This window comes from Paenibacillus antarcticus (genome assembly GCF_001637225.1).
Classification (GTDB): domain Bacteria; phylum Bacillota; class Bacilli; order Paenibacillales; family Paenibacillaceae; genus Paenibacillus_AQ; species Paenibacillus_AQ antarcticus.
This window is the reverse complement of the sequence record NZ_LVJI01000016.1, coordinates 356,361-373,994: the sequence shown is the minus strand read 5'-3', so window position 1 is coordinate 373,994 and position 17,634 is coordinate 356,361. Positions and strand designations below refer to the sequence as shown.

Sequence of the window (17,634 nt, the reverse complement as noted above, 5' to 3'; positions counted from 1 at the left end):
ACCATACCATATTCGGTTGACTCCTCCAAATCATTCTTACTGGAATCTTTGCTGCATTTCTAATAACCCTTCCATAACTTCTACCCTCGGAAGCCTCCCTTGCTCCAATCTTTCATCATCTTTACCCAGAAGACGATTGTAGAAAGCGATTCCCTCGGTTGGATCTATCCCATCTCGTTCTAAGAGACGAAACAAAGCATTCTCGGCTTCAGCATACTGACCATTAACCTCTTGATAATGAAACAACAAGGTCTCCGTTTTTAGAGGAAGACGGTAGTCTTTGAGCTGATTCAAGAGATTATCAACTTGATCGGTAAGCTTTATCAACTCTTTATTCGCACCATGAGTATCCGCCACCAAATAAAGATGTAACGATTTCATAAATCGTGTCAAACCTTCATCTATTTGACCCGAATCCCTATATATCTTACCCTCTTCATTCAGCAGGTACGCAGCTCCCTGTAACTTATCTGATTCGACCGTTCCACCAAAACGAAACATTTCCGTAATCTCTTCTGTGGGTAAAGAATTCAACAGCCGAGAATTCAAGGGGAATTCCTTACTAAGTAATTCATCGATCTCCCAAAGAGCCTCTGTATATTTTCGTTCTTTTTTTAAATCAAATACCTTGGAGATCATTTGGGTCATTTCCTCGACCATCCTGAGAATGTAATCTTTACGAAACATATGTACCCTCCTTTAAATCTCCCATTTGCAAAACCTTTACTCTACATATCTTTAATTGTAAGTCATTCCCACAAGCAATACTAGCGACCTTGTTCGAGTTACGTCTGTCGTTCGTCACTCCTCTTAGAATAATAGGCCTCACAAAAAACCGAAGGCACAATCGCCTCCGGTTAATCTATAATTTATTGTATTGACACTATTTAGATTGAACCTGATCTAAAAAAATTGTAATCGTCGTAGCTAACTGATCAGGTGCTTCCCACATACTCATATGTCCTGAACCTGCAATCGTTACCTGAGTCACATTCGGTTGGTCGACGGTAAAGGTCTTATCTTGTGAGATAATCCCATCTTGTTCTCCTGCAACAAGTAATACTGGAAGAACCGATGCTGAGAGTACATCACGACGATCCGGACGTTCACGCATCGCCATTGCAGATCCACAAGCCCCCTGTGGAGGTGTTCTATATCCAATTTCTTTAGCTAAATTTATCCACTCTGGATGATCACTTACATGATCTGGAGCAAATAGCGTTGGAATCATGTTATCGACAAAAGAGGTAATCCCATTTGCCTGAATGTTACTAATTGCAAGTAAGCGTTTCTCCTTCCCCTCTTCACTGTCAGGGTAAGCTGTAGAGTGAATCATTCCAAATCCATTCAAACGATTTGAATAACGTTGGACTACTGAAAGGGTGATATATCCCCCTAATGAATGACCTAATAGCGTCACTTTAGGAAGTTCTAATGCATCCATCAGTTGAATCACGTCATCCGCCATTTGTTCAATCGTATATGCACCCATTGGAGCATCCGACGAACCATGGCCACGAAGATCCGGTACAATACAACGATATCGATCAGATAATAATGGAACCACTTGATCCCAATATTCTGAACTACCACAAAATCCATGCAAAAGTACTAGAGGTTCGCCTTGACCTTGATCTTTATAACAAATGGTATTTCCATCGCATATTATTTTTTTCATAATTAATCCTTCTCTCTGCGTCTCTTCTTAATACGTATTATTAATCAAATTACGCCATCTTGAAACCTTTAATTAAGATTTCTTTATTATAAAAGCCTTTATTAATAGATAATGGTAGTGAGCATATGAGACATGCTACAATATAAGAAGCATATTTCATATGAAGAAAGGATGGTCCACCTAATGGATTTATCAAATAAAACACCTGAGAACATCGAATATATGATTGAAGAGATTAAAACAAAATTAAGAATGGCAAGTGGAGCAGCTATGCAAGCTTCTGCCTTTTCAGTAGAGCAGTATGAAGACATTCAAGATGTCTATGAACTAGTTATGAAAACGAATAACCTTAGTATTTCTGAAGTGGAGTCACTTGTATTAGAACTCGGACGCTTACGCCGTCAAGCTTAAAGAATATATTAGAAGGAGGGTATCCTTAACCACCGAGTAATGGTTAAGGATACCCTCCTTCTTTCCTTCTATTGTGAGAATCAACCGTTCTAGGGAAGATCCACAAGTATAAATTCTGATTTCCCTTCACTACTACTTCCTTTAATATTCAAATCACATGCTTTATGAATTCGGGCCGCATCCCCAGGCTCTAAATGAAAGATTCCTTCATCACATTGAATTTCCAAATGACCAGAAATAAGAAATAAGTGTGTTCTCCTATCTTCTTTTTGTGGAAAAACAAGTTCTTTACCTGTCTCAAGAATAGGCAAATAAATCGTAACATCTTGTTGAATAGACAAAGGAGAATGATCTTCTTTTTGTAATTCATTTTGTCCAACCACAACAGGACGCCATTGATTTGTCATCTCCTCTTTAGAGAAACTTCTATTCGCCCATCTTGGTTCCAAATTTGGAGTGGACGGCAGGAACCACATTTGTAAGAAACGAACAGGGTCTGTTGTGGAAGGATTGGTCTCAGAATGGCTTAATCCCGTTCCTGCACTCATCACCTGCACAGTACCTGCCTCTAATACGTGTTGGTTACCCATATCGTCCTCATGTTGTAGCGTCCCCGAAATGACATAACTTACAATTTCTAAATCATGATGTGGGTGTTTCTTAAAACCTTCTTGTGGTTGCAGTTGATTATCATTATGGGCAAGTAGACATCCAAAGTGGGAATTACTCGGATCTTCATAGTCAGCAAAAGAAAAGCTAAACTCACTATGAATCCACTCTTTCTCCGAAGTATGACGTTCCGCTGAAGTTACGATTTTAAACATTACATACACCTCCATAGTGTGAATAAGTTAATTATTTGTATTTGATAACCAATACTTACCCGCAGCCATATTACTTCAATCATTCCTAAATATGTGTAAGAATAACTTCCTATAGATATAGCCTTTATGCTCCCTTGATTATGGGTGTAGTATCATTGTCCTTGTTTCATCCACCCTTTTGTAGTTTAAATACCAAGTAAGCAAGACGACAACATCATAACAATCAATACTAAGGAGGTCATTCTTATGTGGGGTTTAATTATTAGTATAGTAATGGCAATTATTATTGGATTTATCGGCGATGCGCTGGTGGGTAATAAAATGCCAGGAGGCATAATAGGATCTATGATCGCTGGTTTTGTAGGAGCATGGATCGGGGCATCATTATTCGGTAGTTTTGGTCCAAAAATCGGTGGTTTTGCAGTCGTACCCGCTATCTTGGGAACAGCCATTTTTGTTTTCCTTCTAGGTCTACTCAGCCGTTTATTCAGACGTGCTGCCTAAATCCAGAATATACTTAATATCTATTAAAAAATATAACTTAGGAGTGATTTAGTATGAATCAAGAAGAAAAAAATTATCCAGTTCAAAGTAGTGGCACATTCGTTAAAGGGGCATTAATCGGTGGTTTAATCGGTGCAGCAGCAGCTTTATTGTTCGCTCCCAAACCAGGTAACGAACTACGTGGAGATTTAAACGAGAAGTTATCTCTTGTTACTGACAAGACGAAGGAAGTTGCATGTGCTGTGGGCGATAAAGCATCTGAAATCGCTAAGACCGTGTCCACCAAATCTACCGACGTAGCTAACATTGTTGTTGAAGGTACTTCGAACATTGTAGAGACGGTAAAGAATTCTGTCTCTGATGTATCAGAAGAACTTGCCAATGCTTCCAGTGCAATCAAAGATTCTTCTAGTGAAGCAGCTAAAGATGTTAAAGATACTTCCGCAGAAGCAGCCAAAGACGTTAAAAAAGAACTAAACACAACAAAATACTAAGCCAATCATTCAGAGGAAATAGCCGGCTTTCTTTAGCGGCTATTTCTTGCGTCTACGGGTTAAAAAAATGATGTATTTCTTACAGAAAGTGAGGAAGTCTTATGACGAAAATCAAAACTTATGAAGTAGATGAGCATCCTTTCGAGCTCAGGCATGAAGTGAAGCACCTTAACTCTCGACTGGACCAAATTGCCAATATGCTTGATAAAGCTGAGTTCAAAGACATTATTGAGAACTATACCAACCCCAAGAAAAGAATTATTACGAACTTCACTGCAGGTCTGTCTCGTGGCCTAGGACTATCCGTAGGAACCTTTGTTGTTCTAGGACTACTTGGTTATATCTTAAGTATTTTCGTTGATATGCCTCTGATAGGTAAATACCTGGGCAACCTACAACAATACATTGATGCTTATAAATGAACCTCTTTAGATCCAATAAGAAATGGCCTGAAGAAATCCTTACGAAAGGATTCTTTCAGGCTATTTCTATATCCATTATTTCAAGACAACTCACACATGTTTTTCCCTTGAATTTGTCTTAAGTAGATCACCAGTCCATCCCTTCTTCCGCATCCACAAGTACATGACCGTCGTTGTTAATCCAATCATGACAATCATTCCTACAAACCCCCAAGGGATTTTTGAGAATGGAATGATATCGAAGTTCATCCCCCAGATGGCTCCAATCACAGAGGCTGGCATAAATACGGCTGTCAAAATCGTTAACGTCTTCATGATCTCATTCCCTCGAAAGGCAGAAACAGCGTTATCAATCGAAATTAAAGTGTCAATTTCTTTATTATAATGAACAAATAAGCGCTCCATTCGATCTACTCGATAGAATAATTGATTATAAAGTCGATTATCTTTGATGTCATCATAATATGCCTCTTTAGAAGCAATGACCAATTCCTGAAAAGAAATAAATAGATTATTCCAAAAAAGTAATTCATATCGCGAATCTAAAATCTTATCCATTAAATAGCGGTGATTGTTGCTCTCCATTTGTTGCTCCAATTTGCGGAGGTCACATTCAAACACATCCATCCCTTGATGAAGATAATGAAGAACTGTCCTCGCGATTACAAATAATCCTTCTACCGATTGCTTACATTGTTGCAGCATAATCATTCGATTCGCCTTATTCATTTCCTCCCAGGTATGGTTATCCAAATTAATCGTGATAAGGGTATTCTCAAACACAAAGTAATGGAATCTTTCCACTTCGCGCTTATACGTTGTATCATTTGGCTTCATCGAATTCATTGTATACTCTATCGTCCCAAAGATACTCGGGCTCAAACCATCTGGAAATCTAACGCTTATGTAATTAGATTCAAGGTGTGGAAGTATATCAAGCCACTCCGCTGCATGGGGATGATCTATCCGTAACTTCTCAATTTCAGGTGATGACCAATCATCCACCACCAAATCATGCCACTGCCAATCACCTTGCAAAGACAGCAGGTTATACGGCCTCTTCCTGAGTTCATTCTTCAAGTACAGTCCTCCTCTAATCCATATTGTTATGTTGTCGTAGCAAAAAGGACACGCTACTAATTCTTCTAAGAGAATATCAGCGTGTCCTGACGAGGGTAAGATTCATCTGTGTACTGTATTGTTGCTTCATAAAGTTCCTTTTATAAAGAAGAATTAGTAATGATTTCTTTTAACTTCTCCGTGGCCTTCTTTTGAATCCTCGACACACTCATTTGAGATATACCTAACTTCTGAGCAATCGTTCGTTGCGATTCACCATCTTGGAATGCAAATAACAATACTTGTTGTTCTTGTTCCTTAAGTTGACTTAGAGCCTGCTGTAAATCCATACGTTTCTCAACCGAATCGTAATCATTGACATCAGAGCTAATGAGTTCCCCCAAGGTAGTTCCTGAATCCTCCTGTGACAGCGGTGTATCCAATGAAACATAATGATAGCACTCACGTCCTGCTAACACCTCTATGGTCTCTTCTTCCGTGAGCTCCAAATACTCGGCAATTTCTCGAACATTAGGGGAACGTTCTAACTTGATGTTCAATTCATCAATTGCACGTTGAACGAGAGCACCCTTTTCCTTAATTCTTCGTGGGACTTGAATATACCATGATTTATCTCTTAAATAGTTCTTCATGTGACCTATGATACTTTTCATAGCATAAGGCTCAAATGGAATCCCAAGACTAATATCGTATTGGTTAAGCAAACGAATCAATGCCATCTGACCTACTTGATATAAATCCTCATATAGATCAGGACGGTTACGAGAGATTTTCCCTGTAGCCATCTTTACCATCGGCTTAAATTTCTTTATAAGTACGGTGGCGATTTCATTATCTTGTGTCTGCTGGTATTCCCAGATCAGACCCACTACCTCACTCATGGACTCGGGGGGAGTCACATTGTTACTCATACCATTTCCTCGCTTCTCATAAGGCGTTTCGTAAGCACTACTTTAGTGCCACAACCCGCTTGACTTTCTACGCTCACATCATCCATAAGCGCCTGCATTAGGAAGAATCCAAGGCCTCCAATTTGTACGTCATCCAATTCTTTATCATGCAACGTACTACCTTCACCTTGTGCGGTCAGATTGTCAAAGCTATCCCCTTCATCCTTAACAGTAATAGATAATAAATCGCCGTTTATTTCAAAAGTCACTTCTACGGTCCCGTCTTCCTGTCCATAAGCATATAGAACAGAGTTGTTACATGCTTCTGACACGGCTACCTTCATGTCCTCTATATCCTCATAGGAAAAACCCATTTTCGAGGCAATACCGTACAAATTCAATCTTACAATATCTACATAATCAGCACTTGCAGGTAATGATATTACCACTTTCTGAACTGCTTCACCATTCATTTATAGTCCGACCCTTTCCTATTAGGAATTCTCTTTAGTTGCAAAGAACTTAGAAATACCCGTCATATCAAATAATTTCTGAATCTGGGAAGGAACATCCTCCACAAGAAACTTTGAACCCATACCATGTCGCGCTTTTAAAATAGATAATAAAATGCCAATACCTGTACTATCGATATACTTCAAATTCTTCAAGTTGATGATAAGATCATGATTGGAATCCTCAACTAATGGCTTCATCATTAAGCGAAATTCAGGAGCAACAGACAAATCAAGCTCTCCAGAAAGGACAACAGTGATTGTTCCATCGTTCGATTGCATTGTAGCATTAAACTTCTCGTTCTTATTTGTATTCATAGACACTCTCTCCCGAATATGTTTTGACTACCAATATTCATAACCCTATTTAATCATGTTTGAAACAAATAAATTAAAATTAATTCAAATAGAGCGATAATGCTTGTTCCACATGATTCATCTGTACTGGCTTACTGATATAATTGTCCATCCCTGCCTCAGAACATCGCAGTTCGATGCCCTCTATTACATTCGCTGTCATTGCGATAATAATCGGTTGGGTGTCTGTCAATGACGTCAATTCACGTATCCGAGCTGTAGCTTCTAACCCATCCATCACGGGCATGTGTAAGTCCATAAATATAATGTCATATGCTTTATGATTCTTGACCATATCAACTGCCTGTAATCCATCTTTCGCTATATCGGCAGACAACCCCATTTTGTAAAGCATACTTACCATCAATTTCTGATTCACCGGATGATCGTCTACAATGAGAACGTTCGCCTCTAATTGTTCTTTTCTAGTGACAGGCAAACCTAGGTTATCTGCAAAACATAATTCACGTTCCTCTTCATTCAGATACCGAACTACAATACTGAATATAAAGGTAGCGCCGTCCTCATCCATCGATTCAGCATGAATTGCTCCCCCCATAATCTCAACCATTGATTTGCATATAGCAAGGCCCAATCCAGTACCTCCATACTTACGGTTCATGGATGAATCCAATTGAGAAAAAGGGATGAATAATTGATCAAGTTTGTCTTTGGAGAGTCCAATACCAGTATCTTTAACTGTGAATTCTAGTGTGAGATGCTCCTGATCGCTCTCTTGAAGAGACACGACAAGGTATACACCACCCTTACTTGTGAATTTTATAGCATTCGAGATCAAATTGATAAGAACTTGACGAAGTCGGTTCATGTCCCCATACACAACTTGTGGAATATCTTCATCTACAAAGTAAACTAACTCCAGATTCTTCTTACTTGCTTCCATATCCATAAGACTAAATACCTCTTGCACACAAGCTTGTACCTCAAATGGATATTCTTCGAGTTCCATCTTGCCAGATTCCATTTTGGTGAAATCTAATATGTCATTAATCACGGTGACAAGGGCATCTGCGCTCTTACGTATAATTTCAGAATATTCCTTCTGCTCCTCTTGTAGATCAGTCTCCATTAGAAGATCAATCATGCCGATAACACCATTCATGGGTGTCCGAATTTCATGACTCATCATCGCTAAGAACTCAGTCTTGGCATTCGCAGCAATTTCTGCAGCTTCCTTCGCCACAATCAGTTCATAATTCATTTTCTCTAATTCTCGTGTCTTCTGTTGAAGTAACATCGATTGAGTCTTAAGCTTCTTGTTGGTCACATACATTTCCACAAATCCATCAACTTTAGACTTTAGTATTTGCGGGATAAATGGTTTAACCATATAATCAATAGCTCCCGCTGAGTAACCAGCGAATAGATGTTCTGCCTCTTTACTGTTCGCTGAAATAAATATGATGGGAATATCCTTCGTCTTGTCTCTTGCTTTAATTAATTTAGCGGTCTCAATTCCGTCCAACCCAGGCATTTGCACATCCAAAATAATCACAGCAAATTCATTCTTCAAAAGGCACCTCAATGCCTCTTCCCCGGAAGTTGCCTTTATAAGATGATATTGTTCACTTTCAAGGACAGCCTCGAGTGCAAGTAAATTTTCTGGTCGGTCATCTACCAAAAGGATATGAATGGGTCCAAGAAACCCCATGTTTTCCACCTCCGTTCTCAATTTATTTTACGATATATTTTTTCCACTCGATCCAGTGGTTCATATAAACTTCCATAGTTCGTATGTTGAATCGATTCCTTCGAACCCAATATTAGAACACCAAAACGACTCAGACTCTCGTGAAATAACTCATGAACATGATCACGAAGCTTATCATTGAAATAGATCATCACATTTCGGCATAAAATAACGTTAAATTCATTAAATGAGCGATCAGTAGCTAGATTATGTTCCGCAAAAATCATATTCTTCTGAAGAAATGGTTTGAAAATAACCGAATTGTACTTCGCTGTATAATATTCGGAAAAGGATCGGGAACCACCCGCTTCTATATAGTTCTTAGTATACAACTTCATTTTCTCAATTCCGAATATCCCACTCTGCGCTTGCTTTAAAGATTGGCTATTCATATCTGTCGCATAAATACGGGTTTTATCATATAGGCCTTCTTCGTACAGAAGAATAGCCATAGAATATACTTCTTCACCCGTGGAACATCCCGCATGCCAAATACGAATATATGGATATGTTCGAAGAATTGGAACCACATTTTCTCGGAATGACTTAAACAGCTGCGGATCCCTGAACATCTCCGTAACAGGAATAGATATATTATGCACCAATCGATCAAACGTTAAGCGGTCATGGAGAACTTTCTCTTGGAGAGAAGAAATATTTCGGAAATTATTCATCTTGATGAAATTCCATATTCTCCTCCTTAAAGAAGGCGTTGCGTAATTTCTGAAGTCGTGCCCGTACATACGATGCATCCCTTCTAACAACAGCTCAAGTTCAATTTGCTCTCTTTCAGAGTCTACCAAGTTCATTAGTGCATTTTCATCCTCAGGACTATTCCACGAAGTCATTATATTACCTACTCTCTTTTTATTACGAATACAACCATACGCGCATTAATGATAGTAGTTGTTCTGTTTGTATCGGTTTTTTAACATAATCAGAAGCACCTGCTTCAATACATTTAGAACGGTCCTCTTTCATTGCTTTAGCCGTGAGTGCAATAATAGGCAATCTTTGAAATTGTGGAATTTGCCTAATCTGACGCATAGCCTCATAGCCGTCCATTTCTGGCATCATCATATCCATTAAGATGAGATCAAAGTCAGGTTGTTTCTCTAGCATATCTAGAGCATCTCTTCCATTCTCGGCAAATACAACTTCCATATGATAACTTTCAAGCACGCTAGATAGCGCAAAGACGTTGCGTATATCGTCATCCACAAGTAGTATTTTTTTATTCTCAAATAAGGCCTCTTTATTGTGGAGTTTTTGTAATATTTCACGTTTATCTTCTGGTAAGTTAGCTTCAACCCGATGTAAGAATAACGTTGTCTCGTCTAGCAATCTTTCGGGAGAGCGTACATCTTTAATAATAATAGATTCCGTATACTTACGCAGAATCATTTCTTCTTGATGATTTAATTCCTTGCCTGTATAGATAATAATCGGCAGATCTGCTAATTGTTTATCATCTCGAATCTGATCAAGAAGTTCAAAACCTGTCATATCGGTGAGCATCAAATCTAACACCATACAATCATATTTTTGTTTACGAAGTTCTTTTAGCGCCTCTTCACCGGATGAAGCAGCCTTAATCGATACATCGTCATGATCAATAAATTCAATAATAGCATTACGCTGTATATGATCATCCTCAACGATCAATAAATGTTTCAGGGATTTCTCCGTATACGATTCAATATACGAAAAGGCCTTTTCAAGAGAATCTTTAGAAGAGGGCTTCTGAAGATATGCAATCGCGCCCATCCTTAATCCCTGCTTCACATCATCCACAACAGATACGATATGAACCGGAATGTGCCGTGTTAATGCAGAATTCTTCAATACACCTAGTATTGACCATCCATCCATGACTGGAAGTTGAATATCTAGAATAATAGCGCTAGGAAGGTATTGTTGTGCCATCTTTAAACCTATATCGCCCTGTGTCGCAAGTAACGTCTTAAACCCTCGATCTCGTGCCATCTCCAGTAGTATTCCTGCAAACTTCATATCATCTTCAATAATAAGCAGGACTTTATCCTTTTCTTGAATTGCATCGCGATCATCTTTTAAAGGCGCCATCGTCACTTCCTTCAACTCAACCTTCATATTGCTCATGAAATCTGTATCGAATCGATTCATTCTGTTAGTAATGAATGACTCTGAATGGGAAGCAGCCGCTTCCTTTTCCCCTGAAAATACTTCACTGGAGGAATCTATCGGAAGATACAATGTGAAGCAACTTCCTTCACCTTCCTTCGATTCAACATCAATGTAGCCCCCAAGAAGACCCGCAAGCTCACGGCTAATCGAAAGGCCTAATCCAGTCCCACCATATTTACGACTAGTTGTCCCATCAACCTGCTGAAACGCTTCAAATATCAACCCTAATTTATCTTGTGGAATGCCAATTCCGGTATCTTTGACTGAAAGAGCGATATATTCTCCATCCTTCTTAAGAGGATTAGGTATTTCACTTGCTTGTACTCGATTGATATTAAAGTTAATAGAGCCACTACTTGTAAATTTAATAGCATTCGTAAACAAATTCCGAAGAATCTGTTTCACTCGATGTTCATCTGTTAAGATTTCTTCAGGTAGTTCATCTCCATATTGAACATTGAGTGCGATTTGACGTTTATCAGCTATTGGTGTGAAATTCTGTTGAACAAATACCTCTAAGTCTTTGATCTTTAACATTTCCTGATTAATTTCCATTTTACCAGCATCTACTTTGGATAAATCTAGAATTTCATCAATCATTTTCAGCAAATCTGCACCTGACATATATATAGTCCGGGCATATTCAATTTGCTTAGTCGTTAAATTATCCCCCTTATTCTCAGTCAACAACTGCGACAAGATCAGAAGACTGTTAAGAGGCGTACGTAATTCATGTGACATATTAGCTAAAAATTCCGATTTATATTTACTTGTAACAGCAAGCTGTACGGCTTGTTGTTCCAATTGAGCACTCGTTTTCTCAATTTGGTAATTCTTCTCTTCCAAATCTTGCATCTGCTCTTCCAAAGTACGTGACTTAGCAATCAATTCTGTATTAAAATGTTCAAGCTCCTCTTGTTGGCTCTGCAATTGTCCTTCAGACCTCTTAAGCGCTGTTGTCTGCTCTTCTAAATGTTCATTAGAACGACGTAACTCCTCTTGCTGCGTCTGTAATTCCTCTGATTGACACTGCAATTCTTCCGTCAAAGCCTGTGATTCTCGTAACAATTCTTCTACATTAAGTCGACGTCGAATATTGTTAAGGATAATACCTAGGCTACCTGTAAGTTGGGACATTAATTGTCTCTGCAATGCAGTGAATTGTCCTAAAGATGCGATTTCTACTACACCTAATAGTTCATCTTCAAATAGTACCGGATAGATCATTAGACTTGTAGGTGATGTATCTCCAAGTCCAGATTGAATAGATAGATACTGATCCGGAATTTCTTTAATATGGATCGGCTTTTTATCCAATGCACATTGACCTACGAGTCCTTCCCCAATATCAATATATTCTTTACTCACTATATTTACAGAGCCCGCATATGCCCCATATTGAAATAGACGATTAGGCCGTTTGTCATCGCCTTGAATATACACTGCCCCATATTGAGCCCCCAAGACAGGTGTGAATTCATTAATAAAGGTTTGAGAAATCTGTTCCAAAGAATTAACACCACGAAGAAGCTCTGTTACTTGGCTTGTATGAGAATTAAGCCAATTCTGATCCTTCTGAGCTTCTAGATAACTCTTTTCCAATTCTTGTTGTTTCTCAATATCTTCAGCCATTTGTTTGAATACACGTGCCACATCACCAATCTCATCCTTCGATTTCACCTTCAGGCGTCGAATGGTTCTTATATGCCCCTTACCAAAGCTACTAATCATCATATTAACGGTATTAAGCCCTTTAGTAATGCTTGGGATAACCCACATAATAATACCCAAACCTAACATTAGTCCAATAACCATAATAATTGTCGTAATTTGAATAGAACGATTGTATTCAACATTGGCATTTTTTATTGCTTCGTCAACCATTCGGTCTTGATACGTAGCCAACTCATTCAAACTAGCTAATGCTTCCAGTTGCGTTGGAAGTCCCATGTTATCTCGATACGCAACGGCTTCCTTTTTCATTCCATTAGATAATAATAATATTCCTTTATCTAAATAAGTATCAAATTGAGTCCAAGCTAATTGCACCCGGTCTAACATTTGTTTTTCTTCAATACTGTTATTACTATTCACCATGATCTTCAAGTAATTCTCCGCATCAGTAATTGATGTAACTATATCTTGTTGATCTTTTGCATTGAGAGTGGAGCTATCATCCTCATTAAGGAGTAGGTTCGCCATATACCGTGATACCTTATTAACTTCACCACGCATCCCCGTTGAACTCCGTACCTTAATATATCTATCCTCATAGACACTATTAAATTGCTTATTCATATAATCTAAGCGGTCGTATCCAACCATAGTCAATATGAGTAAGAGAAACATCATGGAACCAAATCCAATAAATAACTTTGTTTTTAATTTCATTCTTGCCTCTCTCCTTCTTTAAGTGATATCCACACCAAACATTTATCATCATCTCGTTCATTCTCTAATTCGCTATTAAAAAATGCTTGTCGCATCGCGCTCTCATCCCAGTTATGACTACTCTCTAAATGCCCACTCAAAAAGGCCATTTGCTCATCATGATCACCTTCGACAATCTCCATCAATCCATCTGTATATAATGCGATGTGACTGTTTCCTGCATAATAAAAAGTCTTTTGTTCTACTTCAATCTTGTCAAATAGCCCCACAGGACAGCATACTTGATGTAACATTTCTGCACTTCCATTCTCTTGAAAAAAGAGCGCAGGGGGATGTCCTGCATTGACATAGTCAATCCTCTTCATACGTGTATCCACTACTAAATATATGGCTGTGAAGTAATATTGTAATAACTCATTCTCAATATATAGCTGATTAAACCGTCTATTCAGTTCTTGAATGACCTTCTCTGGCTCTACATATGTGGTGACCGTATCCTTTAATACTGACGCAACGAACATACAGACTAGGGAAGATGATATCCCGTGACCCATCATATCCAGCAGAATAACACCATATCTTCCGTCCCCAAGTGGATACCACGCATATAGATCACCCGCTAATTCTGCTGAAGGTTGATACAGAGCATGTACTTCAAATAAATTATCTTCAATTGGTGGAGTAAGAACTGCTTGCTGAACTAAAGCAGCCAATCTAAGTTCTTCCTGAATACGTTGGTCCCGTTCCTTATGCCAGTCGTTCTCCTTCTTTAGTCGCAATGCCAGACGGATTCTAGCCATGAGTTCTACTTTATTAATCGGTTTTGTAACATAATCTATAGCTCCGCTGTCTAACGCTTCAGCGAGTTTCTTGGAGTCTCCCACGGCAGTAACCATAATGATTGGAATATCTTTAAGGTGAGGGTATTGTTGAATAATACGGCACGCTTCAATACCATCCATTTCAGGCATCATCATATCTAGAAGAATGAGGTCAATATTGGTGCTCTCAGGCAGGACCTCAGCAGGATGATCCTTAATTTTCAAAAACTCAAACATGCCTCTCGCAGAAGAAGCAGTCAGGGTATCAAGATACTTTTCTTTCTTTAATATCTCACGTATTATAATGACATTCGTAGGATTATCATCAACAATTAATATGGTCATAGTTGGCTCCTTGGGTTCATAATAACGAAATTGCGAAGTTATACGATAGATGAAGAATCTATTTCACTCTGACTCCTACATTTGTCTGTAAATATACATACTATATTACTATATACTAAAACTTCGCTTCATTTAGAGGAAATTTTTTTTATTTTGGAGTTAGTATCATTCTATGGTCATATGTTCCAAAAAACACAGATAAGGAATGGAGCTATCCCCCATTCCTTATCTATGTTTAAAGCACATGTAAGCATTTTATATGATATTTATCTTTTAGCAATAATTAGAACTTTACCAAGATCCAATTCCTTTTCGTAGGCATCCGCTTGTGCATCTGTAAATCCTAGAGAAGTAATCTTAGCTCGAAGTTCGTCGCCACGAGAGCGAAATAAGTTAGCAAGTGAATCGAACATGCCTTCTTCTTTGATGCCAATCTCATTAGCATTTGCTACATCGGCAATCCGGTCAGTACGTTTTTCATCATGTGCTAATACAAAAATATTATCGTATGCATAACCTGTGCTACGCAATTGCTTAACCTCTTCTACCGCCTTAACACCATTATCAACCACTTTAGCATAAGAATTTAATTGAGTTGAATCCATAATTCTCACTCTCCTTTAAAGTTTCTGCTTCGTTATTCTATTACCCTATCTGAAGATAACTGAATCAAAAGAATAGATTTCAAGAAGAACTTTCATCAAAAAAGTCGATACCTTGAATTGTACCCGTTAAGGAATCCTTATATACTTTAATCGCTTGTTGACCTCTGATATATACCTCTCCATCTTCCGAATAAAATTGAGGTATGCCTAAAGTATCGTCAATCCCCTTCTTGCTTATAGTGATATCTGTTCCATTAACTCTAAGAGTTCCAACGATGGCATCTACATGAACATAACTCACCACATCATCACAGATCCCCACGGTCATTTCATCATATACATACTCGCTACATCCTAAGATGGGGTTCTCAATCACTTGCAGAGCCTTACCCTTCTTATTAATAAGATCCTCTTTACGATCCCATAAAGAAATATCATTAACCGTTTCAAATGATTCGATACTCGTCAGTGATTGGTAATAATGATCTTTATCCGACACTTGATAGATAACGTTCTGTACTGTTGCTGAGGGCGATATCGTACTAACATTTTCATCCATTGGGGCTCCAGATAAAGGAGCAAGCAGTCCTAGCAACATCATCATTAGCTGAAACATGTTCCACTCCCTTTCTGATTGCCTTATTGGATTACATCATATTTCCTAAACGCTACTTACGAAATTTCTGCCATATGCCAGCTGCAACATCAACGTACTTTACCCAACTTGTTGCTTTAGATTCCTTCGCCTCGTTAACTGCTGCATAAGAATTCACCGTCCGTTGTTCAGCCGTACTTGGTGTTATATTTGAAGCTGGCGGTGTATTGTTCTTTTTCATCATTTTATCCATCACTGTGCTCGAGAGTTGCTTAGCTGCATATGTGACTTCACTTAATACTTCGCCAAGATTGTGTACAGATTCTATCACCGGATCAATTTGTTTCATCTTCGCTTGTAAATCTACGGTAATGTCATTAGCGTGTCTAACGGTTTGTTTCACTTCATACCCTAATTCATCAATTGTCTTCTGCACTTCCTGTAATGTTTGAGATGTTTTTTCTAACGATATCGTAGCTGCTTTTAACGTTTTAATAAGAAATACAACAAGTACTGCAAATGCAACAGCTATAATAACGACACTGATTTCGATCATAGTTAAATCGCTCCTTCTTATGTTCTCAATTTATATTGTTCATTGATCATAGTTACCCGTTCTTTAAAAGTGCGAAACAGGTCTTACATCATTAGAACTAGCTATTGCAATTCATTCAAATCTGGATGTTTCATTCATTTACAGCGAGGTTAAATACCAATTACAAGGATGCAGCAACCCCATTAAGACGACAAAGAATTCTCCTATCCATATGAAGGATAACGAGAAAATATCCTAAAACAAAACTAAATTATTAAGAAAGAATGGTGACTGAACATGTTGAGATGGTCTGTTATATTATTAATTATTGCGGTGATTGCAGGAATATTTGGATTCTTTAGTATCGTTGCAGCAGCAACTTCGATTGCGAAAGTACTCTTCTTTATCTTTATTGTACTATTTATTATTTCACTCTTTACTGGTCGGTCAAGGAATGTATAACCGCCATTAGAGCAAATGATCAAGGTTTAAATATTATAGAACCCCAAGTTGCTAATTTAGCGATTTGGGGTTCTATGTTATTTGCGTTATTTAAAATCAAGTAGAAATTGCGGGATCAATGTCCAATCTATTTTGAAAGTAAGCATAATGCTATCCGTTTTAAAATCAACTTGATCGATACCTACGATATCTGGTATATGTTCCTTTAATGAGAAAGTAATAGGTTGTAAAGACCACATTGAATTAGGAATCGTAATCTGCTTAATTTGGGTCGATAAGTGCTTTAAGATGAGGTCACTCCCACTAGATTCCATATGAAAGAATAAATTCACTCCAAAAGGAAGTATACCCCACTTCCCATTCAATTGGGCTTCCACTTCATCACCATGAATGATAAATTCTGCCCCCGTTACATCTACGCTTAAATTAGTTGTTTTGAGCGCCTCTACCATCTTTTTCTTTGCGATATTATTTAATTCATCGCCTGTCAATTCAATTTCGGGCACTTTATTCTTCACCATGTTCCATACTTTAACTTTCATATCTACGGGTTCGTAACTCATATCTATTGCTTTATCTGGTCTGATATAGACTATAACTGCAACAATCAATGCGATAACCAATAGAAGAAATAGTAGAACAAGTCGTCTAACAATCCTCATAATCTCTCCCCTTTCAACCAATAAATGATATGAATCACCCTACTAAAGGGCGTATTTACTATCTATTCTTATCATTCAACTATAACAGTAATAGAACCTTTTATCACTAAAGGGGAAACTATGCCTCATCCTATAGCACCGCTTAGCAACCTAAAAAAGGGTGTCTTCC

20 protein-coding genes are annotated in these 17,634 nt (G+C 38.2%); 5 read left to right on the top strand and 15 right to left on the bottom strand.

The features are described 5' to 3' along the window. Positions 1-36: 36 nt before the first annotated feature. Positions 37-687, bottom strand: coding sequence for a DUF6483 family protein (locus PBAT_RS13145; RefSeq protein ID WP_068650253.1), 651 nt, complete (start codon positions 685-687; stop codon positions 37-39). Between the two features lie 196 nt (positions 688-883). After that, entirely contained in the window at positions 884-1,678 is a 795-nt protein-coding gene (locus PBAT_RS13140; RefSeq protein ID WP_068650251.1) for an alpha/beta fold hydrolase, read from the bottom strand. Positions 1,679-1,861: 183 nt separating this feature from the next. Between PBAT_RS13140 and PBAT_RS13135 the strand changes: the two genes are divergently transcribed. After that, the gene (locus PBAT_RS13135; RefSeq protein ID WP_068650249.1) at positions 1,862-2,089 is read left to right on the top strand and encodes a DUF1128 domain-containing protein; all 228 of its coding nucleotides are present in this window, start codon (positions 1,862-1,864) and stop codon (positions 2,087-2,089) included. Between the two features lie 89 nt (positions 2,090-2,178). On the opposite strand, the gene PBAT_RS13130 is transcribed toward PBAT_RS13135, so the two are convergent. Next, positions 2,179-2,913, bottom strand: coding sequence for a pirin family protein (locus PBAT_RS13130; RefSeq protein WP_068650247.1), 735 nt, complete (start codon positions 2,911-2,913; stop codon positions 2,179-2,181). Positions 2,914-3,159: 246 nt separating this feature from the next. Between PBAT_RS13130 and PBAT_RS13125 the strand changes: the two genes are divergently transcribed. The 3 genes from PBAT_RS13125 to PBAT_RS13115 all read left to right on the top strand — a co-directional run bounded on the left by PBAT_RS13125 (position 3,160) and on the right by PBAT_RS13115 (position 4,333). After that, complete coding sequence (locus tag PBAT_RS13125; protein ID WP_068650245.1) at positions 3,160-3,417, top strand: GlsB/YeaQ/YmgE family stress response membrane protein; 258 nt, start codon at positions 3,160-3,162, stop codon at positions 3,415-3,417. Positions 3,418-3,470: 53 nt separating this feature from the next. Beyond that, a complete protein-coding gene (locus tag PBAT_RS13120; protein ID WP_068650244.1) occupies positions 3,471-3,911 on the top strand; it encodes a YtxH domain-containing protein in 441 nt (146 codons plus the stop codon). A gap of 101 nt (positions 3,912-4,012) precedes the next feature. After that, positions 4,013-4,333, top strand: a complete 321-nt coding sequence (locus PBAT_RS13115) for a DUF5665 domain-containing protein (RefSeq protein ID WP_068650243.1) — start codon at positions 4,013-4,015, stop codon at positions 4,331-4,333. 90 nt (positions 4,334-4,423) lie between these two features. Here the strand turns inward: PBAT_RS13115 and PBAT_RS13110 are convergent, their stop codons facing one another. The 11 genes from PBAT_RS13110 to PBAT_RS13060 form a co-directional block, all read right to left on the bottom strand. Next, positions 4,424-5,413 (bottom strand): magnesium transporter CorA family protein, encoded by a 990-nt coding sequence (locus PBAT_RS13110; protein WP_068650242.1) that lies wholly within the window; start codon positions 5,411-5,413, stop codon positions 4,424-4,426. A gap of 140 nt (positions 5,414-5,553) precedes the next feature. Next, positions 5,554-6,324, bottom strand: a complete 771-nt coding sequence (locus PBAT_RS13105; RefSeq protein WP_068650240.1) for a sigma-70 family RNA polymerase sigma factor — start codon at positions 6,322-6,324, stop codon at positions 5,554-5,556. Then, a complete protein-coding gene (rsbW, locus tag PBAT_RS13100; protein WP_068650238.1) occupies positions 6,321-6,776 on the bottom strand; it encodes an anti-sigma B factor RsbW in 456 nt (151 codons plus the stop codon). Before rsbW ends, PBAT_RS13105 begins: the two co-directional genes overlap by 4 nt. A gap of 21 nt (positions 6,777-6,797) precedes the next feature. Next, complete coding sequence (locus PBAT_RS13095; protein ID WP_068650236.1) at positions 6,798-7,133, bottom strand: STAS domain-containing protein; 336 nt, start codon at positions 7,131-7,133, stop codon at positions 6,798-6,800. 79 nt (positions 7,134-7,212) lie between these two features. Continuing rightward, positions 7,213-8,844, bottom strand: coding sequence for a response regulator (locus tag PBAT_RS13090; RefSeq protein WP_068650234.1), 1,632 nt, complete (start codon positions 8,842-8,844; stop codon positions 7,213-7,215). A 17-nt stretch (positions 8,845-8,861) separates the two neighbouring features. Then, entirely contained in the window at positions 8,862-9,731 is an 870-nt protein-coding gene (locus PBAT_RS13085; RefSeq protein ID WP_068650232.1) for a CheR family methyltransferase, read from the bottom strand. Positions 9,732-9,753: 22 nt separating this feature from the next. Beyond that, entirely contained in the window at positions 9,754-13,440 is a 3,687-nt protein-coding gene (locus PBAT_RS13080) for a response regulator (RefSeq protein WP_068650231.1), read from the bottom strand. Next, positions 13,437-14,606 carry a SpoIIE family protein phosphatase gene (locus PBAT_RS13075; RefSeq protein ID WP_068650229.1) on the bottom strand — a complete coding sequence of 390 codons (1,170 nt, stop codon included), beginning with the start codon at positions 14,604-14,606 and terminating at the stop codon, positions 13,437-13,439. Before PBAT_RS13075 ends, PBAT_RS13080 begins: the two co-directional genes overlap by 4 nt. 266 nt (positions 14,607-14,872) lie before the next feature. Beyond that, on the bottom strand, positions 14,873-15,211 hold the full coding sequence (locus tag PBAT_RS13070; protein WP_068650228.1) for a YflT domain-containing protein: 339 nt from the start codon (positions 15,209-15,211) through the stop codon (positions 14,873-14,875). A 79-nt stretch (positions 15,212-15,290) separates the two neighbouring features. Next, positions 15,291-15,827: a hypothetical protein gene (locus PBAT_RS13065; RefSeq protein WP_068650226.1), complete on the bottom strand. Its 537-nt coding sequence runs from the start codon at positions 15,825-15,827 to the stop codon at positions 15,291-15,293. Positions 15,828-15,879: 52 nt separating this feature from the next. Then, entirely contained in the window at positions 15,880-16,362 is a 483-nt protein-coding gene (locus PBAT_RS13060; protein ID WP_068650224.1) for a DUF948 domain-containing protein, read from the bottom strand. 276 nt (positions 16,363-16,638) lie between these two features. On the opposite strand from PBAT_RS13060, the gene PBAT_RS24795 reads away from it, so the two are divergent. Continuing rightward, positions 16,639-16,803 carry a DUF1328 domain-containing protein gene (locus tag PBAT_RS24795; RefSeq protein WP_084403037.1) on the top strand — a complete coding sequence of 55 codons (165 nt, stop codon included), beginning with the start codon at positions 16,639-16,641 and terminating at the stop codon, positions 16,801-16,803. An 86-nt stretch (positions 16,804-16,889) separates the two neighbouring features. Here the strand turns inward: PBAT_RS24795 and PBAT_RS13055 are convergent, their stop codons facing one another. After that, positions 16,890-17,465, bottom strand: a complete 576-nt coding sequence (locus PBAT_RS13055; RefSeq protein ID WP_084403035.1) for a hypothetical protein — start codon at positions 17,463-17,465, stop codon at positions 16,890-16,892. Positions 17,466-17,634 lie beyond the last annotated feature (169 nt).

Bases quoted from the DNA above. Each gene is read 5' to 3' on its own strand.
- PBAT_RS13095 (WP_068650236.1), bottom strand. From the start codon at position 7,133: ATGAATACAAATAAGAACGAGAAGTTTAATGCTACAATGCAATCGAAC.
- PBAT_RS13125 (WP_068650245.1), top strand. From the start codon at position 3,160: ATGTGGGGTTTAATTATTAGTATAGTAATGGCAATTATTATTGGATTT.
- PBAT_RS13070 (WP_068650228.1), bottom strand. From the start codon at position 15,211: ATGGATTCAACTCAATTAAATTCTTATGCTAAAGTGGTTGATAATGGT.
- rsbW (WP_068650238.1), bottom strand. From the start codon at position 6,776: ATGAATGGTGAAGCAGTTCAGAAAGTGGTAATATCATTACCTGCAAGT.
- PBAT_RS13105 (WP_068650240.1), bottom strand. From the start codon at position 6,324: ATGAGTAACAATGTGACTCCCCCCGAGTCCATGAGTGAGGTAGTGGGT.
- PBAT_RS13145 (WP_068650253.1), bottom strand. From the start codon at position 687: ATGTTTCGTAAAGATTACATTCTCAGGATGGTCGAGGAAATGACCCAA.
- PBAT_RS13130 (WP_068650247.1), bottom strand. From the start codon at position 2,913: ATGTTTAAAATCGTAACTTCAGCGGAACGTCATACTTCGGAGAAAGAG.
- PBAT_RS13055 (WP_084403035.1), bottom strand. From the start codon at position 17,465: ATGAGGATTGTTAGACGACTTGTTCTACTATTTCTTCTATTGGTTATC.
- PBAT_RS13120 (WP_068650244.1), top strand. From the start codon at position 3,471: ATGAATCAAGAAGAAAAAAATTATCCAGTTCAAAGTAGTGGCACATTC.
- PBAT_RS13065 (WP_068650226.1), bottom strand. From the start codon at position 15,827: ATGTTTCAGCTAATGATGATGTTGCTAGGACTGCTTGCTCCTTTATCT.
- PBAT_RS13090 (WP_068650234.1), bottom strand. From the start codon at position 8,844: ATGGGGTTTCTTGGACCCATTCATATCCTTTTGGTAGATGACCGACCA.
- PBAT_RS13085 (WP_068650232.1), bottom strand. From the start codon at position 9,731: ATGACTTCGTGGAATAGTCCTGAGGATGAAAATGCACTAATGAACTTG.
- PBAT_RS13060 (WP_068650224.1), bottom strand. From the start codon at position 16,362: ATGATCGAAATCAGTGTCGTTATTATAGCTGTTGCATTTGCAGTACTT.
- PBAT_RS13115 (WP_068650243.1), top strand. From the start codon at position 4,013: ATGACGAAAATCAAAACTTATGAAGTAGATGAGCATCCTTTCGAGCTC.
- PBAT_RS13080 (WP_068650231.1), bottom strand. From the start codon at position 13,440: ATGAAATTAAAAACAAAGTTATTTATTGGATTTGGTTCCATGATGTTT.
- PBAT_RS24795 (WP_084403037.1), top strand. From the start codon at position 16,639: ATGTTGAGATGGTCTGTTATATTATTAATTATTGCGGTGATTGCAGGA.
- PBAT_RS13140 (WP_068650251.1), bottom strand. From the start codon at position 1,678: ATGAAAAAAATAATATGCGATGGAAATACCATTTGTTATAAAGATCAA.
- PBAT_RS13135 (WP_068650249.1), top strand. From the start codon at position 1,862: ATGGATTTATCAAATAAAACACCTGAGAACATCGAATATATGATTGAA.
- PBAT_RS13075 (WP_068650229.1), bottom strand. From the start codon at position 14,606: ATGACCATATTAATTGTTGATGATAATCCTACGAATGTCATTATAATA.